Consider the following 24,980-nt stretch of genomic DNA (forward strand, 5'->3'; position numbering starts at 1 on the left):
TTACACCGTTTCCTTCTGATCTTTAGACTTGCGCTGTAACTCTTTCTCGACCTGTTTGGCTCGCCAGATGTTGTTTAATGCGTTCACCATCGCTTTGGCAGAAGACTCGACGATATCTGTCGCCAGACCGACGCCGTGGAACTTACGATTGTTGTAGCCCACCACGATATCAACCTGACCCAGCGCATTCTCGCCGTGGCCTTTTGCCGTCAGCTTGTAATTAACCAGCTCTGCGTTGAACTGGGTAATTCGGTTAATGGCCTGATAAACCGCATCAACCGGACCGTTACCGGTCGCCGCTTCTGATTTCGTTTGTTCGCCGCAGCCCAGATTCACCGACGCGGTGGCCGTGATACTGGAGCCTGACTGCACATTGAAATCATTCAGTTGGAAAAATTCAGGCTCTTCGTTTTGTTTATTAATGAAAGCCAGCGCTTCCAGGTCGTAATCAAACACCTGACCTTTCTTGTCCGCCAGTTTCAGGAAAGCGTCATACAGGGAGTCCAGATTGTATTCGCTTTCTGTGTAGCCCATCTCTTCCATACGATGTTTTACCGCTGCGCGGCCGGAACGGGATGTCAGATTAAGCTGAATTTTGTGCAGGCCAATGGATTCTGGAGTCAGGATTTCATAGTTTTCACGGTTTTTAATGACGCCGTCCTGATGAATGCCCGAAGAGTGGGCAAAGGCGTTAGAACCGACCACCGCTTTATTAGCCGGGATTGGCATGTTGCAGATCTGACTAATCATCTGGCTGGTACGATAAATTTCCTGATGGTGAATGTTGGTGTGAACATTCATGATCTGCTGACGGGTTTTAATCGCCATGATCACTTCTTCCAGTGCGCAGTTACCGGCGCGCTCACCTAACCCGTTCAGCGTACCCTCCACCTGACGCGCGCCAGCCTGCACGGCAGCAATCGCGTTGCCGGTCGCCATACCTAAATCATCATGGGTATGAACAGACAGGATGGCTTTATCGATGTTTGGCACGCGGTGAATTAACTGGCTGATAATGTTGGCGTACTCGTTTGGCAAGGTGTAGCCAACGGTATCCGGAATGTTTATGGTGGTGGCACCGGCATTAATTGCGGCTTCGACCATGCGGCACAGGTCGTCAATCGGGGTACGGCCACCGTCTTCGCAGGAAAACTCCACATCGTCCGTGTAGTTACGGGCGCGTTTCACCATGCGCACCGCACGTTCAATCACTTCAGGCAGGGTGCTGCGCAGCTTGGTGGCAATGTGCATGGGTGAGGTGGCAATAAAAGTATGGATACGGAAGGCCTCGGCGACGCGTAAAGACTCGTAGGCGGCATCAATATCTTGTTCAACACAGCGTGCCAGGCCGCAAACCCGGCTGTTTTTAATCGTGCGTGCAATGGTTTGCACGGATTCAAAATCACCCGGTGAGGACACAGGGAAACCGACTTCCATAACATCAACGCCCATACGTTCCAGCGCTAACGCAATTTGCAGTTTTTCTTTCACACTCAGGCTGGCTTGTAATGCCTGTTCACCATCACGCAGAGTGGTATCGAAAATAATAACTTGCTGGCTCATCGTGTTCATCCTTTTGCGTTTCTTGCCTTGCAACGAGCATAAAAAAACCCGCGACAGGCGCGGGTTTTTAACTTTTAGCAGGTTCGAATCAGTGTTTGATTTCGCCCACAAGTCTACCGCGCAGATAAGTTGCGTTTAGTAGTAGACCTGATAGACGGAAAGAACGTGACATGTTTCAAACCTCGTGAATTTTTTGCTGCCTCTATTGGTACTGGAATCGCCAATCAATGTCAACCATAAGCGAAGGGTTATTTTTTTGTCACAGTAAAGAAAAATGTTCTGACATTTAACGCCTGCGCAGAGTATTAAACGAGACCCTTTGCACGCGCGGCGTTTAGTGCCGACGATCCGGGCCTGAAGGGCTACGGTGATGGAGTAATGCAATGAAATATAATGATAATTTACTGTCGTGGCATTATTTTACCCAGGCGGTTTTGTTTAAAGGCAGCATAATCGAATGTGCATGACGCGTTTATAAGAGACTTACGCCATAAAAGTGCCCGACCAAAACACGGCTGCCTGAAGGCCTGCATCATATGTTTTTTTTATTTCTTAGATACGGCTGGAAAAAATATCAATCCCAGCATTTTCCTCTGCTATTAACAGACGTATTTAGTTTAATAATCGTAAGCCAAAGTTGGCGAGCAGAGCCTTTGTATCCTGTGCCCTTTAATAAAAGGCGTTTGGCGTTTGCCAGCCCGTTTTTCTGCGGTTATGGTAATCGACCTACTCTTAGAAAAATAACCCAGCAGAATTCTCTGTATCGGGACAGCAGAAATGAATTCTGCTGTCTTTGCAAAAACATAAGGTTTTGATCTTAATTGGCGAATAGCAGGGCAGGATGCATGTGGCTAGCGGGAAAGCAGTCGTCAGTAGATTCAGTTCCTCAAGCCGGGAGGCAGAAAATGGAGATGTTGTCAGGAGCCGAAATGGTCGTCCGGTCGTTAATCGATCAGGGCGTTAAGCAGGTATTCGGTTATCCGGGTGGCGCAGTGCTCGACATTTACGATGCGCTGCAGACCGTCGGCGGTATTGATCACGTTCTGGTTCGTCACGAGCAGGGCGCCGTGCATATGGCCGATGGCCTGGCTCGCGCAACCGGCGAAGTGGGCGTGGTGCTGGTAACGTCGGGTCCGGGCGCAACCAATGCGATCACCGGTATTGCGACGGCCTATATGGATTCTATTCCGTTGGTTATTCTGTCAGGTCAGGTGCCTTCATCCCTGATCGGCTACGACGCCTTCCAGGAATGTGACATGGTCGGTATTTCCCGTCCGGTGGTGAAACACAGTTTCCTGGTGAAAAATACCGAAGAGATCCCGACGGTATTGAAAAAAGCCTTCTGGCTGGCATCCACGGGGCGTCCTGGACCGGTAGTTATCGATCTGCCAAAAGATATTCTCAATCCTGCCAATAAGCTGCCTTATCATTATCCGCAGGAAGTGAGCATGCGCTCCTATAATCCGACGATTCAGGGGCATAAGGGCCAGATCAAGCGTGCGTTAAACACGTTGCTGGCAGCGCATAAGCCGGTGATCTACGCCGGAGGCGGCGCGATTACCTCTTCGTGCGAAGCCGAACTGCTGCAGCTGGCCGAGCGCCTGAATATTCCGGTTACCACGTCATTGATGGGGCTGGGCGCGTTTCCCGGCAGTCATCGTCAGTGCGTAGGCATGCTTGGCATGCATGGCACCTACGAAGCAAATATGACCATGCACAATGCCGATTTGATCTTCGGGGTGGGCGTCCGTTTTGATGACCGCACCACGAACAATCTGGCGAAGTATTGCCCGAACGCTACCGTGATGCACATCGATATCGATCCTACTTCCATTTCAAAAACGGTGGCGGCCGATATTCCGATCGTTGGGGATGCCAAACAGACGTTACAGCAAATGCTCGAACTGCTTGACCAAAGCGAAGCGAAGCAGCAACTGGACAGTCTGCGCGACTGGTGGCAGTCGATTGAAACCTGGCGTGGTCGTCAATGCCTCGAATACGATCGCACCAGCGACAAAATCAAACCGCAGGCGGTTATCGAAACCATTTGTCGTCTCACCAACGGGGAGGCCTATGTGACCTCGGATGTGGGTCAGCATCAGATGTTCGCCGCCCTCTATTACACCTTCGATAAACCCCGTCGCTGGATCAACTCCGGTGGTCTCGGCACCATGGGCTTTGGCCTGCCTGCCGCACTGGGGGTGAAAATGGCCCTGCCTGACGAAACCGTCATCTGCGTTACGGGCGATGGCAGTATTCAGATGAACATCCAGGAGCTCTCTACCGCACTGCAGTACGATTTGCCGGTGTTGGTGCTGAACCTGAATAACCGTTTCCTGGGCATGGTGAAGCAGTGGCAGGATATGATCTATTCTGGCCGCCACTCTCAATCCTATATGGAATCGCTGCCTGATTTTGTTCGTCTGGCAGAAGCCTATGGCCACGTGGGTATTGCCATTAATCATCCCGCTGAGCTGGAAGAGAAGCTGGCCATGGCGCTGGAAACCCTGGCGACAGGACGGCTGGTCTTTGTTGACGTCAACGTTGACGGCAGCGAGCATGTTTACCCGATGCAGATTCGCGGTGGCAGTATGGACGAAATGTGGTTGAGCAAAACGGAGAGGACATAATTATGCGTCGCATTTTATCGGTTTTGCTGGAAAACGAATCCGGCGCATTGTCTCGCGTAGTGGGCCTGTTTTCACAACGCGGCTATAACATTGAGAGTCTCACCGTTGCGCCCACTGACGATCCTACGTTGTCACGCATGACGATTCAGACCGTGGGCGACCAGAAAGTGCTGGAGCAGATCGAGAAGCAACTGCACAAGCTGGTCGATGTACTGCGCGTCACGGAGTTGGGGCAGGGCGCTTACGTTGAACGTGAAATTATGCTGGTGAAAATTCAGGCAACGGGCTATGGCCGTGAAGAGGTAAAGCGCAGCGCCGAAATTTTCCGTGGACAGATCATTGACGTTACGCCTTCGCTTTACACGGTTCAGCTGGCAGGGACTAGCGACAAGCTGGATGCCTTTTTGAACACCGTCCGGGAAGTGGCGGAAATTGTTGAAGTGGCCCGCTCGGGTATTGTGGGCGTGTCTCGTGGTGAGCGCATTATGCGTTAATGACGCACTGGTAGCATCAGCGAAATTTGCAACCCGGCGAAATGCCGGGTTTTTTCTTTTTAATGCGTAAGACAGCCAACCATCGGAAAAGCGGTTGCTACGCGCACTTTTCTGCTGTTAGATGTGCTAGAAAGGATGTCCATAGCTTATCTGCGGATTAACGATCAGCTTAAGCCTGTTTAATGGTGGGGTTACAGTGAAACTGGATGAAATTGCGCGTCTGGCGGGTGTATCGCGCACCACGGCCAGTTACGTTATTAATGGGAAAGCACGGCAGTATCGTGTCAGCGACAAAACCGTTGAGAAAGTCATGGCGGTGGTGCGCGAGCACAATTACCATCCCAATGCGGTAGCGGCAGGTCTGCGCGCCGGTCGCACGCGCTCGATTGGGCTGGTCATCCCCGATCTGGAAAATACCAGTTACACGCGTATTGCTAACTACCTTGAACGCCAGGCCCGCCAGCGCGGCTACCAGCTGTTGATCGCCTGTTCTGAAGATCAGCCCGATAACGAGATGCGCTGTATTGAACATCTGCTGCAACGCCAGGTTGATGCGATTATCGTTTCAACGTCGCTTCCGCCCGAACATCCTTTTTATCAGCGCTGGATTAATCACCCGCTGCCGATTATTGCGCTGGACCGGGCGCTGGATCGCGAACACTTTACCAGCGTGGTGGGTGCCGATCAGGATGATGCCTTTGCGCTGGCTGCTGAATTGCGTCAGCTTAAAATCAGTAATGTGCTGTTTATGGGCGCGTTACCTGAATTGTCGGTCAGTTTTCTGCGCGAGCTGGGCTTCAGAGATGCCTGGAAAGGGGATGAGCGCCCGATAGATTACATTTACTGTAACAGTTTTGAACGCACTGCCTCCGCAGCCCTGTTCGAAACCTATCTGGAAAATCATCCAATGCCAGATGCGCTTTTCACCACTTCTTTTGGCCTGCTGCAGGGCGTTATGGATGTTACGCTGAAACGTAACGGCCGCTTACCGGCCGACCTGGCGATTGCCACCTTCGGCGATCATGAGCTGCTGGACTTTCTTGAATGTCCGGTCCTGTCTGTGGGTCAACGTCATCGTGATGTCGCCGAACGGGTGCTGGAATTAGTGTTGGCTTCTTTAGATGAACCCAGAAAACCCAAACCCGGTTTAACCCGAATTCGTCGTAATTTATTACGGCGGGGACAATTAAGCAGAATTTCTAAATAAAATCAGGGCAGCAATGCGTCTGCCCCTGACTATTACCTGCTGTTTTTAAACTCTTTCCTTACAAAGTAAAAAAGCGTCAGCGCTAATCATCTATGCTAACAAATTAACTTAACAGACCATTCTTGTTTACTTACAACTTAGCCGCTGTTTAAAACCCCCGTCCGCGCGCGTGCCGCTGTGCATCCTTTAAGAAATCCCCTAAAATGCGTCCCCTGTCTCAAAACGACGCGCCGCCGTTCGGCCGGAATAAGCGCGCTAATTTTAGCCATGCTGTTTCGGGGCAGGTTTTTTTATTCAGTTATTCATTAGTTTAATTTTGATTAATCATCTTTTGGCGTTTTGAAACCTTCCCAGCGTTAATTCCCGCCTCGGTAAATAATCATATTCACCTGCCGCTCCGGCTTGACAATGATTTCCTACGATCCTTAAACTCGTTTTGTGGTAAAAAGTGGGATAAAGTGGTGTTATTGGGTAATTGAGGGGTGAGACTGGCATGTTCCGTGGAGCAACGTTAGTCAATCTCGACAGCAAAGGACGCCTGGCGGTACCAACCCGCTATCGCAATTTGCTGAACGAGGAATCACAGGGGCAGATGGTGTGTACCATCGACCTCCACCAGCCATGCCTGTTGCTCTACACCTTGCCCGCCTGGGAAATCATTGAGAAGAAGCTGGCGAGTCTTTCCAGCATGAATCCTCTGGAGCGCCGCGTGCAGCGCTTGCTGTTGGGGCATGCCAGTGAATGTCAGATGGACAATGCGGGCCGCTTACTGGTGGCGAATACGCTTCGTCAGCATGCAAATTTAAGCAAAGAAGTGATGCTGGTTGGGCAGTTCAACAAGTTTGAACTGTGGGATGAACAGACCTGGTATCAACAAGTCAGGGAAGATATTGACGCAGAACAGTCAGCTCAGGCGCCTTTATCTGAGCGGTTGCAGGATTTATCGCTATAGCTATGCAGGAAAATTACAAACACACCACCGTGCTGTTGGATGAGGCGGTTAATGGCCTCAACATCAAGGAAGACGGAATCTACATCGACGGCACTTTTGGTCGTGGCGGTCACTCACGCTTAATTTTGGCGCAGCTTGGCGCCAGCGGAAAGCTCATCGCCATTGACCGTGACCCGCAAGCTATCGCCGCGGCGGCTGAGATAAAGGATCCGCGCTTTTCCATTGTTCACGGCCCTTTTTCCGCCCTGGCGGACTACGTGGCAGAGCGTGAACTGGTTGGGCGCATCGACGGCATCTTGCTGGATCTGGGGGTTTCGTCCCCGCAGCTGGATGATGCTGAACGTGGCTTTTCTTTTATGCGCGACGGACCGCTGGATATGCGAATGGATCCAACGCGGGGCCACTCTGCCGCCGAATGGTTAATGCAGGCGGAAGAAGCCGATATCGCATTTGTGCTGAAAACGTATGGGGAAGAGCGTTTTGCAAAACGCATCGCCCGCGCCATCGTCGAGCGCAACCGTGAACAGCCAATGACGCGCACGAAAGAGCTGGCAGAGGTGATCGCCGCGGCCACGCCGATTAAAGACAAGTTTAAACATCCGGCCACCCGCAGCTTCCAGGCGATTCGGATCTGGATTAACAGCGAACTGGAAGAGATCGATACCGCCCTGAAAGGCGCGGTCGAGGTCCTGGCTCCACAAGGGCGTTTGTCCGTTATTAGCTTCCATTCGCTGGAAGACCGTTTAGTAAAACGCTTTATGCGCGATCAAAGTCGGGGTCCGCAGGTGCCGCGTGGACTGCCAATGACCGAACAGCAGCTCAATGCGCTGGGCGGTCGTCAGTTAACGTTACTGGGCAAGATGGTACCGGGTGACGCCGAGGTGAAAGAGAACCCCCGTGCGCGTAGTTCCGTTTTACGCATCGCGGAGAGAACCGACGCATGATCGGCAACGAAAGGCACAGCCTACCCGGCGTTATCGCCGGGGATATTTTGCGCAAAGGCAAAATTCCACTGCTGTTGCTGATTGCTGTACTGGTTTCTGCCGTGTTGGTGGTCACCACTACGCATAAAACGCGCCTGTTAACTGCCCAGCGAGAGCAGCTGGTGCTGGAGCGCGATGCGCTGGACATTGAATGGCGCAATTTGATTCTGGAAGAGAACGCCCTTGGCGATCACAGCCGCGTTGAGCGGATCGCCACCGAAAAGCTGCAGATGCAGCACGTTGATCCTTCGCAGGAAAACATCGTGGTGCAAAAATAAGGATCTGTTACTGCTAATGAACGGCGTAAAAAGAACGCTGAAGTTAAAAAAACCAGAAGATAAAGCCAGCTTTGTAAGCTGGCGTTTTGCGTTGTTATGCGGTTGCATTTTGCTGGCGTTAGGTGGGCTGCTGTCCCGGGTTGCGTGGCTGCAGGTGATCAATCCAGACAAGCTGGTTAAAGAGGGCGATTTACGCTCCTTACGCGTTCAGGCGGTGCCGACCGCGCGCGGGATGATCAGCGATCGCGGTGGCCGTCCGCTGGCGGTCAGCGTGCCGGTTAATGCGATCTGGGCCGATCCTAAAGAGCTGCACGATGCCGGTGGCGTCACGCTCGACAGCCGCTGGAAAGCGTTGTCAGATGCGCTTTCCATCCCGATCGATCAGCTGGCCGCGCGCGTAAATGCCAATCCCAAAGGGCGCTTTATTTATCTGGCGCGCCAGGTTAATCCCGCCATTGGGGAATATGTTAAAAAACTCAAGCTGCCGGGCATTCACCTGCGCGAAGAGTCCCGTCGCTACTATCCGGCGGGGCAGGTCACCTCACACCTCATCGGCTTTACCAATATTGATGGCGAAGGCATTGAAGGCATCGAAAAGAGCTTCGATAAATGGCTGACCGGCGAGCCGGGCGAGCGAACCGTACGTAAAGATCGCTATGGCCGTGTTATCGAAGATATCTCCTCTGTAGACAGCCGTGCCGCGCATAACCTGACGCTGAGCATCGACGAACGCCTGCAGGCGCTGGTCTACCGCGAACTTAATAACGCGGTGGCGTTTAACAAAGCGGAATCAGGCACGGCGGTGCTGGTGGACGTTAACACCGGTGAAGTGCTGGCGATGGCCAACAGTCCGGCATACAACCCGAATAATCTGAGCGACACGGCCAAAGACCTGATGCGTAACCGCGCCATCACCGACATTTTTGAACCCGGTTCAACGGTGAAGCCGATGGTAGTGATGACGGCGCTGCAACGTGGCGTGGTGAAAGAGAACAGCGTGCTGAATACCGTTCCCTACCGCGTCAACGGCCATGAAATCAAAGATGTCGCGCGCTATAACGAACTGACTTTGACAGGTGTTTTACAGAAATCGAGTAACGTTGGTGTTTCACGACTGGCGTTAGCGATGCCCTCCTCAGCACTGGTAGAAACTTACGCGCGCTTTGGGCTGGGCAAACCGACCAATTTGGGGCTGGTCGGGGAAAGTAGTGGCTTATACCCTAAAAAACAACGGTGGTCTGACATAGAGAGGGCCACCTTCTCTTTCGGCTACGGGCTAATGGTAACCCCGTTACAGTTAGCGCGAGTCTATGCAACCATTGGCAGCTTTGGCATTGCCCGTCCGCTGTCGATAACGAAAGTTGATCCGCCGGTAGGCGGAGAGCGCGTGTTTCCTGAGGCCCTCGTGAAAACCGTGGTCCACATGATGGAAAGCGTGGCGCTACCGGGCGGCGGCGGGGTAAAAGCCGCCATTAAAGGCTATCGCGTGGCGATCAAAACCGGTACGGCGAAAAAGGTCGGCCCGGATGGTCGTTACGTGAATAAATACATTGCGTATACCGCAGGCGTTGCGCCTGCCAGTCGCCCTCGTTTTGCGCTGGTGGTGGTCATTAACGATCCCCAGGCCGGTAAATATTATGGTGGTGCGGTTTCTGCACCGGTGTTCGGTGCCATCATGGGCGGCGTGCTGCGCACCATGAACATCGAACCGGATGCCCTGCCGACCAATGACAAAAACGAGTTGGTGACAAACAGAAGTGAGGAATCAAGTGACAGATCGTAACCTGCGCGACTTACTCGGACCGTGGGTGCCTGACGCACCCGCGCGCCCGTTGCGTGACATGACTCTGGACAGTCGCTTAGCGGCTGCAGGTGATCTGTTTGTTGCAATTGCAGGCCATCAGGTTGACGGACGCCGGTTTATTCCTCAGGCAATTGCGCAGGGCGTGGCGGCCGTTATCGCGGAAGCGGAAGGGGAAGCAAGCGACGGTGAAATTCGGGAGATGCACGGCGTACCGGTGATTTATCTGGCGCAACTGCATCAGCGTCTTTCTGCCCTGGCAGGCCGTTTTTACCAGCAGCCGGGCGAAAAGCAGAAACTGATTGGCGTGACCGGTACGAACGGCAAAACCACGACCACACAGCTGCTGGCGCAGTGGGCCAGCCTGCTGGGTGAAACCAGCGCGGTGATGGGGACAGTCGGCAATGGTCTGGTCGGGCAACTGGTCCCGGCTGAAAACACCACCGGTTCAGCGGTGGATGTGCAACATAACCTGGACGAACTGGTCAGGAAGGGCGCATCGCTGACGGCAATGGAAATTTCCTCGCACGGGCTGGTACAGCATCGGGTCGCAGCGCTGCCGTTTGCCGCTGCCGTCTTTACGAATCTCAGTCGCGACCATCTTGATTATCACGGTGACATGCAGCAGTACGAGTCCGCTAAATGGCTGCTGTTTTCCGAACATCAGGTCGGTGTGGCCATTATCAATGCTGACGATGAGGTCGGTCGCCGCTGGCTGGCAAACCTGCCAGACGCTGTGGCCGTCACGATGGAAAATAATCTGCAGCCCGGCTGTCATGGCCGCTGGCTTCGTGCGACTGACGTGAATTATCACGACAATGGTGCGCACATTCGTTTTGACTCCAGCTGGGGCGAGGGCGAAATGAACAGTCGCCTGATGGGCGCCTTCAACGTCAGCAATTTACTGCTGGCGCTGGCGACGCTGCTGGCGCTGGGCTACGCCCTGGACGATCTGCTGCGCGTAGCGGCAAGACTGCAGCCGGTGAACGGACGCATGGAGGTCTTTAGCGCCACCGGTAAACCCACCGTGGTAGTGGATTATGCCCATACGCCAGATGCATTAGAGAAAGCGCTGGAAGCGGCGCGGCTGCATTGCAAAGGCAAACTATGGTGCCTGTTTGGATGTGGCGGCGATCGTGATAAAGGTAAGCGCCCACTAATGGGAGCGATCGCTGAGCAATTTGCCGACATCGTGGTGGTGACAGATGATAACCCACGAAGCGAAGATCCGCAGGCCATCGTACAGGATATTCTGAGTGGGCTGCTTGACCCTGGCCGTGCCCGCGTGGTCGCCGGTCGGGCGCAGGCCGTGACCAGCACCATTATGCAGGCCCAGCCCGATGATATCGTACTGGTGGCTGGAAAAGGTCACGAAGACTATCAAATTATTGGCAATCAACGCCTGGATTACTCCGATCGTGCCACGGTCGCCACACTGCTAGGAGGCGTAGCATGATTCCGGTTTCATTGAGCACATTGGCAGAGATCGCCAGCGGCACCCTGCACGGCGATGACCTGGTTTTAAATGACGTCACGACGGATACCCGTAAGGTCACCGCAGGCAGCCTGTTTGTGGCCATCGTGGGCGAGCGTTTTGATGCCCACGACTTTGCAGAAGATGCCATCGCCAAGGGTGCCAAAGCCTTGCTGGTGAGTAAGCATTTACCTGTCTCAGTGCCTCAGGTGGTTGTAAAAGATACGCGTATCGCCTTTGGTAAGGTGGCAGCATGGGTGCGCCAGCAGGCCACTGCCCGCGTTGTTGCGCTGACCGGCTCATCCGGCAAAACGTCAGTGAAAGAGATGACCGCGTCCATTTTGCGTCAGTGCGGCGAAACGCTGCATACCGCCGGTAACCTGAATAACGATTTTGGCGTGCCCATGACCTTGCTGCGTCTCACGCCAGAACATCAGTATGCCGTCATTGAGCTTGGCGCCAATCATCAGGGCGAAATCGCTTACACCACTGACCTGGTTCGTCCGGAAGCGGCACTGGTCAATAATCTGGCCGCCGCGCACCTCGAAGGCTTCGGGTCGCTGGAAGGTGTAGCAAAAGCGAAGGGTGAAATTTTTTACGGCCTGCCTGCCAGGGGAACGGCCATTTTAAATGCTGACAGCAATGACTGGCCGCGCTGGCAGGAGAACCTGCACGGTAAAACGGTCTGGCGTTTCTCGCCTCAGGCCGCGGACTGTGACTTCGGTGCGCATGATATCCGCATTCGTCAGGATGGGACCCATTTTGTGATGCGCACGCCCCGTGGAGAAGCCGACATCATTCTGCCGTTGCCCGGGCGGCACAATATCGCCAATGCGCTGGCCGCTGCTGCGCTCGCCCTGTCGGTCGATGCGCCGCTTAGCGCAGTTCAGGCGGGCCTGAAAAGTCTTCAGTCCGTTCCCGGCCGCTTATTCCCTGTTCGCCTCTCTGAGCATCAACTCATTCTGGATGACAGTTATAACGCCAACGTAGGATCGATGGTTGCGGCGGCACAGGTGCTGTCTGAGATGCCGGGCTACCGTGTGATGGTCGTGGGCGATATGGCTGAATTAGGTGATGAAAGCGAAAAGTTTCATCGTGAAGTCGGGCTGGCGGCCAAAGCCGCAGGGCTGGATCGGGTGCTCAGCACCGGTCAGTTCAGCCACTTCCTAAGTGAAAGCAGTGGCGTTGGCGAACATTTCAGCGATAAAACCGCGCTGACTGAACGTTTACGCCAGCTGCTGTCCGAACACCAGGAAATGACCGTATTGATTAAGGGCTCGCGTAGTGCCGCCATGGAGCAGGTAGTACAGAGTTTACAGGAGAAAGGAACATGTTAGTTTGGCTGGCCGAGCATCTGGTCGCATTTTATTCCGGCTTCAACGTCTTTTCGTATCTGACGTTTCGCGCCATTGTCAGCCTGCTGACCGCACTGTTTATTTCACTGTGGATGGGCCCACGGCTGATTGCGTGGCTGCAAAAACTGCAAATCGGCCAGGTTGTGCGTAACGATGGTCCGGAGTCGCACTTTAGCAAGCGCGGTACGCCGACCATGGGCGGCATCATGATTTTGACGTCGATAACCCTGTCAGTATTGATGTGGGCTTACCCTTCCAACCCGTACGTCTGGTGCGTACTGGTGGTGCTGGTGGGCTTTGGCGTGATCGGTTTTGTCGATGATTACCGCAAAGTGGTCCGTAAAGACACGAAAGGGCTGATTGCGCGCTGGAAATATTTCTGGATGTCGGTGATCTCTCTGGGCGTCGCTTTTGCGCTTTACCTGGCCGGAAAAGATACCCCGGCGACCGAGCTGGTGGTGCCTTTCTTTAAAGATGTTATGCCACAGCTGGGCTTGTTTTACATCGTCCTGGCTTACTTCGTCATCGTCGGCACCGGCAATGCCGTTAACCTCACCGATGGTCTGGACGGCCTGGCGATCATGCCGACCGTCTTTGTTGCGGCGGGCTTTGCGCTGGTTGCCTGGGCAACGGGTAACGTGAAATTCGCAGAATATCTGCATATTCCTTATCTGCGCCACGCTGGCGAACTGGTGATCGTCTGTACCGCTATCGTGGGGGCGGGGTTAGGGTTCCTCTGGTTTAACACCTATCCGGCCCAGGTGTTTATGGGGGATGTCGGATCGCTGGCGCTGGGCGGCGCACTGGGCACCATCGCCGTGCTGCTGCGTCAGGAATTTTTACTCGTGATCATGGGCGGCGTGTTTGTTGTTGAAACCCTGTCGGTGATCCTGCAAGTGGGATCGTTCAAGCTCCGCGGGCAACGCATTTTCCGTATGGCGCCGATTCACCACCACTATGAACTTAAAGGCTGGCCGGAGCCGCGCGTGATTGTGCGCTTCTGGATTATTTCGCTCATGCTGGTGCTGATTGGCCTGGCGACGCTGAAGGTACGTTAATCATGGCTGACTATCGCGGGAGAAAAGTTGTCATCATCGGACTGGGCCTGACCGGGCTGTCCTGTGTTGATTTCTTTGTAGCGCAGGGCGTAACGCCACGCGTGATGGATACCCGTATGTCACCGCCCGGGCTGGACAAGCTGCCTGAGCAGGTGGAGCGCTATGTGGGCGGGATCAACAGCGACTGGCTGTTGGCTGCCGACCTGATTGTTGCCAGCCCCGGTATTGCGCTGGCACATCCGGCGCTGTGCGAAGCCGCGGATGCGGGCATCGAAATCGTGGGCGATATTGAGCTGTTTTGCCGTGAAGCACAGGCACCCATCGTGGCAATTACCGGTTCGAACGGAAAAAGTACGGTCACCACCTTAGTCGGCGAAATGGCGAAGGCCGCAGGCTGGCAGGTCGGTGTCGGCGGCAACATTGGCTTACCCGCCCTCAGCCTGCTGAAAGCGCCTGCGCAGCTCTATGTCCTTGAACTGTCCAGCTTTCAGTTGGAGACCACTCACAGCCTGAAAGCCGCAGCGGCCACCATCCTTAACGTGACTGAAGATCATATGGATCGCTATCCGTTAGGTATGCAGCAGTATCGGGCAGCAAAACTGCGGATTTACGAAAACGCGCAGGTCTGTGTCGTGAACGCGGATGATGGCATGACGATGCCGGTACGCGGCGCTGACGCGCGCTGCGTGAGTTTTGGCATCGATATTGGCGATTATCACCTTAATAAGCAGCAGGGCAGTATCTGGCTGCGCGCCAAAGGCGAGAAGGTCCTGAATACCGACGAAATGACGCTGGTGGGCCAACACAATTACACCAATGCGCTGGCGGCTTTAGCGCTGGCAGATGCGGTAGGGCTGCCCCGCTCAACCAGCCTGTCTGCGCTGGCAGCGTACTCTGGACTGCCACACCGCTTTCAACTGGTTCATCAGAGTCGCGGGGTGCGCTGGATCAATGATTCAAAAGCGACCAACGTTGGCAGCACGGAAGCGGCATTGAAAGGCTTACAGGTTAACGGCACGCTCTGGCTGCTGCTCGGGGGCGATGGTAAATCGGCTGATTTCTCGCCGCTGGCCACTTATCTGCAAGGCGATCGTATCCGGCTGTACTGCTTTGGTCGCGATGGCGATGCGCTCGCCACGCTGCGGCCTGACGCGGCGGTGCGTACCGATACGCTGCAGCAGGCCATGGAGCAGATCGCCAGACAGGTCCAGCCGGACGATATGGTACTGCTTTCCCCCGCCTGTGCCAGCCTCGATCAGTTTCGCAATTTTGAACAGCGCGGTGACGTCTTCGCGCAGCTGGCCAGGGAGTTAAGCTGATGCGGATTCCTGGTGCAGGCATAGTGAATTATCTGTCAGGTCGCCTGAGCAACTGGGTGATGGGGTCGCGTGAGAGCGACGATACCTCACTGGTGCTCTACGATCGTACGCTGCTGTGGTTAACCCTGGGATTAGCCGCGATTGGTTTTGTGATGGTGACGTCGGCATCAATGCCGGTAGGTCAGCGTCTGAATGACGATCCGTTCTACTTTGCCAAGCGTGATGCGTTCTATATTGCGCTGGCATTCGGCATGGCGCTGGTCACGCTGCGCGTTCCGATGGATTTCTGGCAGCGCTACAGCAACATAATGCTGATGGTTTCCGTCGCCATGCTGCTGATTGTGTTGGTGGTGGGCAGCTCGGTAAACGGTGCGTCACGCTGGATTGCCTTGGGGCCGCTGCGTATTCAGCCCGCCGAGTTATCTAAACTCACGCTCTTCTGCTATCTCGCCAGTTACCTGGTGCGCAAGGTAGAAGAGGTGCGAAATAACTTCTGGGGCTTTTGTAAGCCAATGGGCGTGATGGTGGTGCTGGCCGTACTGCTGCTGGCCCAGCCCGATCTGGGGACGGTGGTCGTGCTGTTTGTCACTACGCTGGCGATGCTGTTTCTGGCGGGGGCCAAACTGTGGCAGTTCCTGGCCATTATCGGCTCCGGCATCTTTGCTGTGGTGCTGCTGATCATCGCCGAGCCATACCGTATGCGCCGTGTCACCTCGTTCTGGAATCCGTGGGAAGATCCGTTCGGCAGCGGCTACCAGCTGACGCAGTCTCTGATGGCGTTTGGCCGCGGTGAATTCTGGGGGCAGGGGCTGGGGAATTCGGTTCAGAAACTGGAGTATTTGCCCGAAGCCCATACCGACTTTATTTTCTCCATTATCGGAGAAGAACTGGGTTACATCGGTGTGGTTTTAGCGCTGTTAATGGTATTCTTCGTGGCTTTTCGTGCGATGTCGATTGGCCGGCGCGCGCTTGAACTTGATCAACGTTTTTCCGGCTTTTTAGCCTGTTCAATTGGCGTGTGGTTCAGCTTTCAGGCACTGGTCAACGTGGGCGCTGCGGCCGGTATGTTACCGACCAAAGGTCTGACGTTGCCGCTGATTAGTTACGGTGGCTCGAGTTTGATCATTATGTCGACGGCCATCGTATTTTTGTTACGTATTGATTATGAAACGCGTCTGGCTAAAGCGCAGGCGTTTACCCGAGGTGGTCGATGAGTGGTAAACGATTGATGGTAATGGCAGGTGGCACCGGTGGACACGTTTTCCCGGGGCTGGCTGTTGCCCATCATCTGAAAGCGCAGGGCTGGGAAGTTCGCTGGTTAGGCACTGCAGATCGTATGGAAGCCGATCTGGTACCGAAGCACGGTATCGACATCGACTTCATTCGTATCAGCGGATTACGCGGCAAGGGCATCAAAGCCCTGCTGTTGGCACCGGTGCGTATTTTCAACGCCTGGCGTCAGGCTCGCAAGATTATTAAAGCCTGGAGGCCTGACGTTGTGCTGGGCATGGGTGGCTATGTTTCGGGGCCGGGTGGCCTGGCTGCATGGAGCTGCGGTGTTCCTGTGGTGCTGCATGAGCAAAACGGGATCGCCGGGCTGACAAACAAGTGGCTGGCAAAAATCGCCACCAAGGTTATGCAGGCGTTTCCCGGCGCCTTTCCTCACGCAGAGGTGGTAGGAAACCCGGTACGTACAGACGTGCTGGCACTGCCCTCACCGGCTCAGCGTCTGGCCGGGCGCAGCGGCGCTATCCGTATTCTGGTGGTGGGTGGCAGCCAGGGCGCACGTATCCTTAACCAGACCGTGCCCCAGATTGCGGCTCTACTGGGTGAGCAGATTACCGTCTGGCATCAGACCGGAAAAGGCGCGTTGCAGGACGTTCAACATGCTTATCAGCAAGTGGGTCAGGACCATCACAAGGTGACCGAGTTTATTGATGATATGGCAGCGGCCTACGCCTGGGCAGACGTCGTGATTTGTCGCTCAGGTGCACTGACGGTGAGTGAGATCGCCGCGGCAGGATTACCGGCGATCTTCGTGCCGTTTCAGCATAAAGATCGTCAGCAGTACTGGAATGCCTTGCCGCTTGAGGGCGCAGGTGCAGCCAAAATTTTTGAGCAGCCGCAGTTTACAGCGGAGGCGGTAGCGGAAACGTTGCGTCACTGGGATCGACCAACATTACTCGCGATGGCTGAAAAAGCCCACGAGGTGGCGGTACCCGATGCGACTGAACGGGTCGCGGAGGAAGTGGCTCGCGCCGCACATTAACGCATCAGGTCAGCCTGGCTGACCCGTGCTCATATTGAGCACAAACTGAATGAGTAGGTAGGTAATAAAGCGTAATGAATACACAACAACTGGCGAAACTGCGTTCTATCGTGCCCGAGATGCGTCGCGTCCGGCACATTCACTTTGTCGGCATCGGTGGTGCTGGCATGGGCGGTATTGCCGAAGTGTTAGCGAATGAAGGTTACCATATCAGCGGTTCTGATCTGGCGCCAAATCCGGTGACACAGAATCTGATCAATCTGGGCGCGACCATTTACTTTAACCATCGCCCGGAAAACGTAACGGATGCCAGCGTTGTCGTGGTCTCCAGTGCGGTGGCGCAGGACAACCCTGAGCTGGTGGCTGCACGCGAACAGCGAATCCCGGTCATCCGCCGCGCAGAGATGCTGGCAGAGCTGATGCGTTTTCGCCACGGTATTGCGATTGCCGGCACGCACGGCAAAACCACCACGACGGCGATGGTCTCGAGCATTTACGCGGAAGGCGGTCTGGACCCCACCTTTGTGAATGGGGGGCTGGTAAAAGCCGCAGGCACGCATGCACGTCTGGGCAGTAGCCGCTACCTGATCGCCGAAGCGGACGAGAGCGATGCGTCATTCCTGCACTTACAGCCAATGGTCGCCGTTGTCACCAATATCGAAGCGGATCATATGGACACCTATCAGGGCGATTTTGAAAACCTGAAGCAGACGTTCATTAATTTCCTGCACAATTTGCCGTTTTACGGTCGTGCGGTGATGTGTGTTGATGATGCCGTGATCCGCGATCTGCTGCCGCGTGTCGGCCGCCAGATTACTACTTATGGTTTCAGCGACGACGCCGACTTTCGCATCGAGGCGTTTGAACAACGCGGCGCGCAGGTTCATTTCAGCCTGATTCGTCAGGACAAAGCGCCGTTACAGATCACTCTGAATGCGCCGGGTCGACACAATGCTTTAAACGCCGCCGCCGCCGTGGCGGTGGCCAGCGAAGAAGGGATTGAAGACAGCGCGATTCTGGCTGCGCTGGAAAGCTTCCAGGGTACCGGTCGTCGTTTCGACCAGCTGGGTGAGTTTCCTACGGAGCCGGTTAATGGGCAGCCTGGCACCGCCATGCTGGTGGACGATTATGGTCATCATCCCACGGAAGTTGACGCCACCATTAAAGCCGCGCGAGCGGGCTGGCCGGATAAAAAACTGGCGATGGTGTTTCAGCCGCACCGTTATACCCGCACGCGTGACCTGTTTGATGATTTTGCCAACGTGCTGTCTCAGGTTGACGTTTTGCTGATGCTGGATGTCTACGCCGCAGGCGAAACGCCCATCCCAGGCGCAGACAGCCGTGCACTGTGCCGCGCCATTCGTCATCGCGGCAAGGTCGATCCTATTCTGGTGCCGGAACATGATGCGCTCGTTGAAATGCTGGCGCCTTTGCTGTCAGGCAACGATCTGATTCTGGTTCAGGGGGCAGGAAACGTCGGTAAAGTGGCGCGGAAGCTGGCTGAATGCAAACTGCAGCCAGCACGTAAAGTGGAGGGCCGTCATGACTAAAGTTGCCGTTTTAATGGGCGGCACGTCAGCCGAGCGCGACGTGTCCCTGATGTCCGGCGGTGCCGTGCTGGCGGGCCTGCGTGAAGCCGGTATCGATGCACAGGGTATTGATACCCGCGACGTCTCAGTGCTGGAGTTAACCGCGCAAGGTTTTGAAAAGGTGTTTATCGCCCTGCATGGTCGCGGCGGCGAGGACGGCACGCTTCAGGCGGTGCTGGAATTCCTGCAGTTGCCTTACACCGGCAGCGGTGTGATGGCTTCCGCCGTCACCATGGACAAGTTGCGCACCAAACTGCTGTGGCAGGGCAGGGGACTGCCGGCGGGTAAATTTGTCTGGATTACGCGTGAACAGATGCAGAGCGGTCTGGATGCGGCGACCGAGGCGGCGATTAGCGCATTGGGATTACCCCTGTTCGTGAAACCGAGCAGCGAGGGATCCAGCGTCGGCATCAGCCGTGTAAACCAGTTAAGCGATCTGTCAGCTGCGCTGGAAGAGGCGTTTCGCCACGACGACAATGTGCTGGTCGAAGCTTTTCTGAGCGGTGAGGAATATACCGTTGGCATTCTGGGTGACCAGATTCTGCCCGCGATAAAAATAAAGACCGCCAGCGAGTTCTATGACTATGAAGCGAAATACATTTCTGACGATACTCAGTACTTCTGTCCAGCCGGGCTGAGTGCCGAGCGCGAGGCGGAATTACAACAGCTGGTGTGGTCAGCCTGGCGTGCACTCGGATGCAGCGGCTGGGGACGCGTTGATGTCATGACTGACGATCAAGGACACTTCCAACTGCTGGAAGCGAACACCTCACCGGGCATGACCAGCCACAGCTTAGTGCCGATGGCGGCAAAGCAGGCCGGGCTGACATTTTCTCAACTGGTCGTACGTATTCTGGAGTTGGCCGACTGATATGTCACAGGCGGCGATGAATGTACGTAATCGTGAAGCGCAGGAGCGGGCACGCACCGGTCGCAGTAACGGTGCCCGGCTCTTCGGCATCGTGTTTCTGCTGATGGTGATGGGCGTAATGATTGCGGGTGGCCTGGTCGTTCTGAAGTGGATGAACGATGCCTCCCGTTTACCCCTGTCGAAGCTGGTGGTCACAGGGCAACTGCACTACACAACCCATGACGATATTCGTCAGGCGATTTTGTCACTGGGTTCACCGGGCACGTTTATGTCGCAGGACGTGAACGTGATCCAGCAGCAGATAGAACGGTTGCCATGGATTAAACAGGTTAGTGTGCGTAAGCAGTGGCCAGACGAACTGAAAATTCATTTGGTGGAGTTTACACCGGTAGCGCGCTGGAATGACTCACACATGGTGGACAGCGACGGTGTGTCATTCAGCGTCCCGGCTAACCACATGGGTAAAGAAACGCTGCCGATGTTATACGGTCCAGAAGGCAGTGAAAAAGAGGTGCTGGCGGGTTATCACAGTATGGATGACGTGCTGAAGGCCAGGAAGTTTACCCTGAAGGTGGCGTCGATGACGGCGCGACGTTCATGGCAGTTAGTGACCAGCGATGATGTCCGCATTGAGCTGGGGCGGACCGATACCATGAAGCGTCTGAATCGTTTTATTGAGCTCTATCCGGTGCTGCTGCAGCAAGGTCAGAATGAACACAAGCGCATCAACTCGGTTGATTTACGCTATGACTCTGGCGCTTCTGTTGGCTGGACACCGATAGTGATGGATCCACAGGACAGTAATCAGCAACAAAACCAGGCACAGGCTAAACAACAATGATCAAGGCAACGGACAGAAAACTGGTAGTTGGACTCGAAATCGGCACTGCGAAGGTCGCCGCCCTGGTTGGGGAAATTCTGCCCGATGGTATGGTCAATATTATTGGGGTCGGCAGTTGTCCGTCCCGCGGTATGGATAAAGGCGGCGTAAACGATCTTGAGTCGGTGGTGAAATGCGTTCAGCGCGCCATCGATCAGGCTGAGTTGATGGCGGATTGCCAGATCTCCTCTGTTTACCTTGCATTATCGGGCAAACATATCAGCTGTCAGAACGAAATCGGGATGGTTCCGATTTCCGAAGAGGAAGTGACTCAGGATGATGTCGAGAACGTGGTGCATACTGCGAAGTCAGTGCGCGTTCGTGATGAGCATCGTATCCTGCACGTTATTCCGCAGGAATATGCTATCGACTACCAGGAAGGCATCAAAAATCCGGTCGGCCTGTCTGGTGTGCGCATGCAGGCAAAGGTGCATTTGATCACCTGTCACAACGACATGGCAAAAAATATTGTTAAAGCCGTTGAACGTTGTGGCCTCAAAGTTGACCAACTGATTTTTGCCGGTCTGGCGTCCAGCTTTGCGGTCCTGACCGAAGACGAACGTGAGCTGGGTGTTTGTGTCGTGGATATTGGTGGCGGCACAATGGATATCGCCGTCTATACTGGCGGTGCATTGCGTCATACTAAGGTGATCCCCTATGCGGGGAATGTGGTAACCAGCGATATCGCCTACGCATTTGGTACGCCGCCCACCGATGCGGAAGCCATTAAAGTGCGTCACGGCTGTGCGCTAGGATCGATTGTAGGTAAAGATGAAAACGTTGAAGTGCCGAGCGTAGGCGGACGTCCGCCACGAAGCCTGCAACGTCAGACGCTGGCAGAGGTGATTGAGCCACGTTATACCGAGCTTTTAAATCTGGTCAATGACGAGATTTTGCAGTTACAGGAACAGCTTCGCCAGCAGGGCGTAAAGCACCATCTGGCAGCCGGGATTGTGTTAACCGGCGGCGCGGCGCAGATTGAAGGTCTGGCAGCCTGCGCACAGCGCGTATTCCATACGCAGGTGCGCATTGGACAGCCGCTGAACATTACTGGCCTGACGGACTACGCCCAGGAGTCTTACTATTCCACGGCGGTCGGGCTGTTGCACTACGGTAAAGAGTCACATATGAACGGTGACGCAGAGGCTGAAAAGCGCGTTTCCGTGGGTAACTGGTTTAAACGTATTAATAGTTGGTTAAAAAAAGAGTTTTAATTTTTGTAAAAGGGGATCATGCTGTTTTCTTTAGTGATCTCCAGGCGACAGGCACATAACGGAGAGAAATCATGTTTGAACCTATGGAATTAACCAATGACGCGGTGATTAAAGTCATCGGCGTCGGCGGTGGCGGTGGCAACGCCGTAGAGCACATGGTACGCGAGCGTATCGAAGGTGTGGAATTCTTCGCTGTGAATACCGACGCGCAGGCGTTGCGTAAAACAGCAGTCGGCCAGACCATCCAGATTGGTAATAACATTACCAAAGGACTGGGAGCGGGTGCGAACCCGGAAGTCGGCCGTAACTCTGCAGAGGAAGATCGCGAAGCACTGCGTTCTGCGCTGGAAGGGGCAGACATGGTGTTCATCGCAGCAGGTATGGGTGGCGGTACCGGTACCGGCGCTGCGCCTGTTGTGGCTGAAGTGGCCAAAGATCTAGGTATTTTGACCGTTGCGGTCGTGACCAAGCCCTTCAATTTTGAAGGCAAAAAGCGCATGGCCTTTGCTGAGCAGGGGATCGCTGAGCTGTCCAAGCACGTGGATTCACTGATCACTATCCCAAACGACAAGCTGTTAAAAGTTCTCGGACGTGGTATTTCCCTGCTCGACGCGTTTGGTGCGGCTAACGACGTGCTGAAAGGCGCCGTACAGGGGATCGCCGAGCTGATTACCCGTCCTGGCTTGATGAACGTGGACTTTGCTGACGTACGTACCGTGATGTCAGAAATGGGTTACGCGATGATGGGTTCAGGCGTGGCTTGTGGTGAAGACCGTGCAGAAGAAGCCGCTGAGATGGCGATCTCCAGTCCACTGCTGGAAGATATCGACCTCTCTGGTGCGCGCGGCGTGCTGGTCAACATTACTGCGGGCTTCGACCTGCGTCTGGATGAGTTCGAAACCGTGGGTAACACTATCCGCGCCTTCGCTTCAGACAACGCGACCGTTGTAATTGGTACCTCTCTGGATCCAGAGATGAATGACGAACTGCGCGTCACCGTGGTGGCAACCGGTATCGGCATGGATAAGCGTCCAGAGATCACGCTGGTAACGAACAAACCTGCCAGCCAGCCTGTCATGGATCATCGTTACCAGCAGCATGGTATGTCCCCGCTGCCGCAGGAGCAAAAACCTGCTGCGAAAGTGGTAAACGATCAGAGTGCACAGTCAAACAAAGAGCCCGATTACCTTGATATTCCGGCGTTTTTGCGCAAGCAGGCCGACTAGGAATAACCTTATAATTGGGATTTCCCGCTCTTTGTGCTAAAGTGTTCGCCCGCTGGTAACGTATACTGGCGGTCGGAAAGCGATATTGCGAGATAATAACGATGATCAAACAAAGGACATTAAAACGTATTGTTCAGGCGACAGGTGTCGGTTTACATACCGGCAAGAAAGTCAGCCTGACCCTGCGCCCTGCGCCGGCTAATACCGGGGTCATCTATCGTCGCACTGACTTGAATCCACCGGTTGATTTTCCGGCTGATGCAAAATACGTGCGCGACACCATGCTGAGCACCTGCCTGGTGAACGATGAAGGCGTGCGTATTTCGACAGTTGAACACTTAAATGCCGCACTGGCAGGTCTGGGCATTGACAACATTATTGTCGAAGTTGATGCGCCAGAAATCCCAATTATGGACGGCAGTGCAGCGCCTTTCATCTATCTGCTGATGGATGCAGGCATCGAGCAGCTGAACAGCGCGAAGAAATTCGTGCGTGTTAAGCAGACCGTGCGTGTTGAAGACGGTGACAAATGGGCTGAGATCAAACCCTACAACGGTTTCTCGCTTGATTTCACCATTGATTTCAATCACCCGGCTATCGATTCCAGCTCTCAGCGTTACCAGATGAAATTCTCTGCCGAAGCGTTTGTTCGTCAGATCAGCCGTGCACGTACTTTTGGCTTCATGCGTGAAATCGAATATCTGCAGTCTAAAGGCCTGTGCCTGGGCGGTAGTTTAGATTGTGCGATTGGCCTTGATGATTTCCGCGTGCTTAATGAAGAAGGCCTGCGTTTTGAAGACGAGTTTGTGCGTCACAAAATGTTAGATGCCATCGGCGATCTGTTTATGTGTGGCCATAACGTTATTGGCGCGTTTACCGCGTACAAATCGGGTCATGCTCTGAACAACAAACTGCTGCAGGCCGTTTTGGCGAAGCAGGAAGCCTGGGAATGGGCGACCTTCGAAGACGAAGCTGAATTGCCACTGGCGTTTAAAGCACCTAATCTGGTTCTGGCCTGATATCGGCTCAGAACGTAAAAACGGCTGGTTGCGCTGACACTCTCTCCGGTCAGTTGCACCAGCCGTTTTTTTATTGCCTCGCCATTCATTTCTGCTTGTTGCGACAGCATTCTCCGCTCAGAACGACCAATTGCTGAATTGCTGCACAATCGCGCGCGATTTCTCCCACTGTCGCACTAAACTCAGGTGTCGCCGCGCCACATTAGTGTTACTATCTCTGGCGCTTTTACAGGCTGCATGCTGCTGAAAACAGCAGTGAATAATTAAAATGTTATGCGCAATGGAACAATTGTGATCGGAATTTTTCTACGCTGGCGACAAATAGGTAGACGCTATTTCTGGCCTCATTTCCTCCTGGGAATGGTGGCGGCCAGTCTTGGCTTGCCGGCGTGTGCGCAAACCACTGAACTCAATACGGCATCCGAAGCCTCAGCCAGTAGCCTGTTCATTGGCAATGCGGTCCGTTTTGATCATTTGATCCGTCTTCAGGAAGCCTCGCGACGCCCCAGTTTTACGGTTGACTACTGGCACCAGCATGCCATTCGCACGGTTATCCGCCATCTCTCTTTCACGTTAACGCCACAGGCGCAGGCGGAAGAGCAGGTGCATCCGCTGGCCGCACAAAAGCTGGCGTTGATTGATTCCCTTCATGCGTTATTAACGTCTCAGGCGGCACAGTCCGGCATCCCTGTTGGTTTGTCCCCGCAACCTCTTCCTGCTGCTCCGGTATCCTCACAGGCTGACGGACACGGCAAAGTGCACGGTATCCGTGCCGGACCCGCGCCATTGTTCTGCTAA

At 54.5% G+C, this 24,980-nt stretch carries 22 protein-coding genes; 20 read left to right on the forward strand and 2 right to left on the reverse strand.

Annotated features, from left to right (window positions below; genetic code table 11):
* Together leuA and leuL are read right to left on the reverse strand one after the other, a co-directional pair.
* Positions 1 to 1,563, reverse strand: a complete 1,563-nt coding sequence (gene leuA / locus DFO57_RS08905; RefSeq protein ID WP_014606593.1) for a 2-isopropylmalate synthase — start codon at positions 1,561 to 1,563, stop codon at positions 1 to 3.
* A gap of 88 nt (positions 1,564 to 1,651) precedes the next feature.
* Complete coding sequence (leuL, locus tag DFO57_RS23070) at positions 1,652 to 1,735, reverse strand: leu operon leader peptide (RefSeq protein WP_109707008.1); 84 nt, start codon at positions 1,733 to 1,735, stop codon at positions 1,652 to 1,654.
* Between the two features lie 733 nt (positions 1,736 to 2,468).
* On the opposite strand from leuL, the gene ilvI reads away from it, so the two are divergent.
* The 20 genes from ilvI to secM all read left to right on the forward strand — a co-directional run bounded on the left by ilvI (position 2,469) and on the right by secM (position 24,980).
* Positions 2,469 to 4,193 carry an acetolactate synthase 3 large subunit gene (ilvI, locus tag DFO57_RS08915; RefSeq protein WP_014606592.1) on the forward strand — a complete coding sequence of 575 codons (1,725 nt, stop codon included), beginning with the start codon at positions 2,469 to 2,471 and terminating at the stop codon, positions 4,191 to 4,193.
* 2 nt (positions 4,194 to 4,195) lie between these two features.
* Positions 4,196 to 4,687 carry an acetolactate synthase small subunit gene (ilvN, locus tag DFO57_RS08920; protein ID WP_014592909.1) on the forward strand — a complete coding sequence of 164 codons (492 nt, stop codon included), beginning with the start codon at positions 4,196 to 4,198 and terminating at the stop codon, positions 4,685 to 4,687.
* Positions 4,688 to 4,883: 196 nt separating this feature from the next.
* Complete coding sequence (gene cra, locus DFO57_RS08925) at positions 4,884 to 5,894, forward strand: catabolite repressor/activator (RefSeq protein WP_019106419.1); 1,011 nt, start codon at positions 4,884 to 4,886, stop codon at positions 5,892 to 5,894.
* A gap of 493 nt (positions 5,895 to 6,387) precedes the next feature.
* Positions 6,388 to 6,846 (forward strand): division/cell wall cluster transcriptional repressor MraZ, encoded by a 459-nt coding sequence (mraZ, locus tag DFO57_RS08930; RefSeq protein WP_014592911.1) that lies wholly within the window; start codon positions 6,388 to 6,390, stop codon positions 6,844 to 6,846.
* A gap of 2 nt (positions 6,847 to 6,848) precedes the next feature.
* Positions 6,849 to 7,790: a 16S rRNA (cytosine(1402)-N(4))-methyltransferase RsmH gene (gene rsmH, locus DFO57_RS08935; protein ID WP_014606590.1), complete on the forward strand. Its 942-nt coding sequence runs from the start codon at positions 6,849 to 6,851 to the stop codon at positions 7,788 to 7,790.
* A complete protein-coding gene (gene ftsL / locus DFO57_RS08940; RefSeq protein WP_013024606.1) occupies positions 7,787 to 8,107 on the forward strand; it encodes a cell division protein FtsL in 321 nt (106 codons plus the stop codon). The genes rsmH and ftsL overlap by 4 nt, the downstream gene beginning before the upstream one ends.
* Positions 8,108 to 8,123: 16 nt before the next feature.
* The gene (locus DFO57_RS08945) at positions 8,124 to 9,890 is read left to right on the forward strand and encodes a peptidoglycan glycosyltransferase FtsI (protein ID WP_013024607.1); all 1,767 of its coding nucleotides are present in this window, start codon (positions 8,124 to 8,126) and stop codon (positions 9,888 to 9,890) included.
* Positions 9,877 to 11,364, forward strand: a complete 1,488-nt coding sequence (murE, locus tag DFO57_RS08950; protein ID WP_014606589.1) for a UDP-N-acetylmuramoyl-L-alanyl-D-glutamate--2,6-diaminopimelate ligase — start codon at positions 9,877 to 9,879, stop codon at positions 11,362 to 11,364. The genes DFO57_RS08945 and murE overlap by 14 nt, the downstream gene beginning before the upstream one ends.
* Positions 11,361 to 12,719: a UDP-N-acetylmuramoyl-tripeptide--D-alanyl-D-alanine ligase gene (murF, locus tag DFO57_RS08955; RefSeq protein WP_110015285.1), complete on the forward strand. Its 1,359-nt coding sequence runs from the start codon at positions 11,361 to 11,363 to the stop codon at positions 12,717 to 12,719. The genes murE and murF overlap by 4 nt, the downstream gene beginning before the upstream one ends.
* Positions 12,713 to 13,795, forward strand: a complete 1,083-nt coding sequence (gene mraY / locus DFO57_RS08960; protein ID WP_013024610.1) for a phospho-N-acetylmuramoyl-pentapeptide-transferase — start codon at positions 12,713 to 12,715, stop codon at positions 13,793 to 13,795. Before murF ends, mraY begins: the two co-directional genes overlap by 7 nt.
* 2 nt (positions 13,796 to 13,797) lie before the next feature.
* Complete coding sequence (gene murD / locus DFO57_RS08965) at positions 13,798 to 15,114, forward strand: UDP-N-acetylmuramoyl-L-alanine--D-glutamate ligase (RefSeq protein WP_015700959.1); 1,317 nt, start codon at positions 13,798 to 13,800, stop codon at positions 15,112 to 15,114.
* On the forward strand, positions 15,114 to 16,328 hold the full coding sequence (gene ftsW / locus DFO57_RS08970) for a cell division protein FtsW (protein ID WP_013024612.1): 1,215 nt from the start codon (positions 15,114 to 15,116) through the stop codon (positions 16,326 to 16,328). The genes murD and ftsW overlap by 1 nt, the downstream gene beginning before the upstream one ends.
* Positions 16,325 to 17,383, forward strand: coding sequence for an undecaprenyldiphospho-muramoylpentapeptide beta-N-acetylglucosaminyltransferase (gene murG / locus DFO57_RS08975; protein ID WP_110015286.1), 1,059 nt, complete (start codon positions 16,325 to 16,327; stop codon positions 17,381 to 17,383). The genes ftsW and murG overlap by 4 nt, the downstream gene beginning before the upstream one ends.
* A gap of 74 nt (positions 17,384 to 17,457) precedes the next feature.
* The gene (murC, locus tag DFO57_RS08980) at positions 17,458 to 18,933 is read left to right on the forward strand and encodes a UDP-N-acetylmuramate--L-alanine ligase (RefSeq protein WP_013024614.1); all 1,476 of its coding nucleotides are present in this window, start codon (positions 17,458 to 17,460) and stop codon (positions 18,931 to 18,933) included.
* Complete coding sequence (locus DFO57_RS08985; RefSeq protein ID WP_013024615.1) at positions 18,926 to 19,843, forward strand: D-alanine--D-alanine ligase; 918 nt, start codon at positions 18,926 to 18,928, stop codon at positions 19,841 to 19,843. The genes murC and DFO57_RS08985 overlap by 8 nt, the downstream gene beginning before the upstream one ends.
* Before the next feature lies 1 nt (position 19,844).
* A complete protein-coding gene (ftsQ, locus tag DFO57_RS08990) occupies positions 19,845 to 20,684 on the forward strand; it encodes a cell division protein FtsQ (protein ID WP_013024616.1) in 840 nt (279 codons plus the stop codon).
* Positions 20,681 to 21,937: a cell division protein FtsA gene (ftsA, locus tag DFO57_RS08995; RefSeq protein WP_006117681.1), complete on the forward strand. Its 1,257-nt coding sequence runs from the start codon at positions 20,681 to 20,683 to the stop codon at positions 21,935 to 21,937. The genes ftsQ and ftsA overlap by 4 nt, the downstream gene beginning before the upstream one ends.
* Before the next feature lie 71 nt (positions 21,938 to 22,008).
* Positions 22,009 to 23,163: a cell division protein FtsZ gene (ftsZ, locus tag DFO57_RS09000; protein ID WP_013024618.1), complete on the forward strand. Its 1,155-nt coding sequence runs from the start codon at positions 22,009 to 22,011 to the stop codon at positions 23,161 to 23,163.
* 101 nt (positions 23,164 to 23,264) lie between these two features.
* Positions 23,265 to 24,182 carry a UDP-3-O-acyl-N-acetylglucosamine deacetylase gene (lpxC, locus tag DFO57_RS09005; RefSeq protein ID WP_013024619.1) on the forward strand — a complete coding sequence of 306 codons (918 nt, stop codon included), beginning with the start codon at positions 23,265 to 23,267 and terminating at the stop codon, positions 24,180 to 24,182.
* A 291-nt stretch (positions 24,183 to 24,473) separates the two neighbouring features.
* On the forward strand, positions 24,474 to 24,980 hold the full coding sequence (gene secM, locus DFO57_RS09010) for a secA translation cis-regulator SecM (RefSeq protein WP_014606586.1): 507 nt from the start codon (positions 24,474 to 24,476) through the stop codon (positions 24,978 to 24,980).

This window comes from Pantoea sp. AG702, from assembly GCF_003182295.1.
Taxonomy (GTDB): Bacteria; Pseudomonadota; Gammaproteobacteria; order Enterobacterales; family Enterobacteriaceae; genus Pantoea; species Pantoea ananatis.

Coding starts and splice junctions, on each gene's coding strand:
- leuA (WP_014606593.1), bottom strand. CDS start 1,563: ATGAGCCAGCAAGTTATTATTTTCGATACCACTCTGCGTGATGGTGAA.
- leuL (WP_109707008.1), bottom strand. CDS start 1,735: ATGTCACGTTCTTTCCGTCTATCAGGTCTACTACTAAACGCAACTTAT.
- ilvI (WP_014606592.1), top strand. CDS start 2,469: ATGGAGATGTTGTCAGGAGCCGAAATGGTCGTCCGGTCGTTAATCGAT.
- ilvN (WP_014592909.1), top strand. CDS start 4,196: ATGCGTCGCATTTTATCGGTTTTGCTGGAAAACGAATCCGGCGCATTG.
- mraZ (WP_014592911.1), top strand. CDS start 6,388: ATGTTCCGTGGAGCAACGTTAGTCAATCTCGACAGCAAAGGACGCCTG.
- rsmH (WP_014606590.1), top strand. CDS start 6,849: ATGCAGGAAAATTACAAACACACCACCGTGCTGTTGGATGAGGCGGTT.
- ftsL (WP_013024606.1), top strand. CDS start 7,787: ATGATCGGCAACGAAAGGCACAGCCTACCCGGCGTTATCGCCGGGGAT.
- DFO57_RS08945 (WP_013024607.1), top strand. CDS start 8,124: ATGAACGGCGTAAAAAGAACGCTGAAGTTAAAAAAACCAGAAGATAAA.
- murF (WP_110015285.1), top strand. CDS start 11,361: ATGATTCCGGTTTCATTGAGCACATTGGCAGAGATCGCCAGCGGCACC.
- mraY (WP_013024610.1), top strand. CDS start 12,713: ATGTTAGTTTGGCTGGCCGAGCATCTGGTCGCATTTTATTCCGGCTTC.
- murD (WP_015700959.1), top strand. CDS start 13,798: ATGGCTGACTATCGCGGGAGAAAAGTTGTCATCATCGGACTGGGCCTG.
- ftsW (WP_013024612.1), top strand. CDS start 15,114: ATGCGGATTCCTGGTGCAGGCATAGTGAATTATCTGTCAGGTCGCCTG.
- murG (WP_110015286.1), top strand. CDS start 16,325: ATGAGTGGTAAACGATTGATGGTAATGGCAGGTGGCACCGGTGGACAC.
- murC (WP_013024614.1), top strand. CDS start 17,458: ATGAATACACAACAACTGGCGAAACTGCGTTCTATCGTGCCCGAGATG.
- DFO57_RS08985 (WP_013024615.1), top strand. CDS start 18,926: ATGACTAAAGTTGCCGTTTTAATGGGCGGCACGTCAGCCGAGCGCGAC.
- ftsQ (WP_013024616.1), top strand. CDS start 19,845: ATGTCACAGGCGGCGATGAATGTACGTAATCGTGAAGCGCAGGAGCGG.
- ftsA (WP_006117681.1), top strand. CDS start 20,681: ATGATCAAGGCAACGGACAGAAAACTGGTAGTTGGACTCGAAATCGGC.
- ftsZ (WP_013024618.1), top strand. CDS start 22,009: ATGTTTGAACCTATGGAATTAACCAATGACGCGGTGATTAAAGTCATC.
- lpxC (WP_013024619.1), top strand. CDS start 23,265: ATGATCAAACAAAGGACATTAAAACGTATTGTTCAGGCGACAGGTGTC.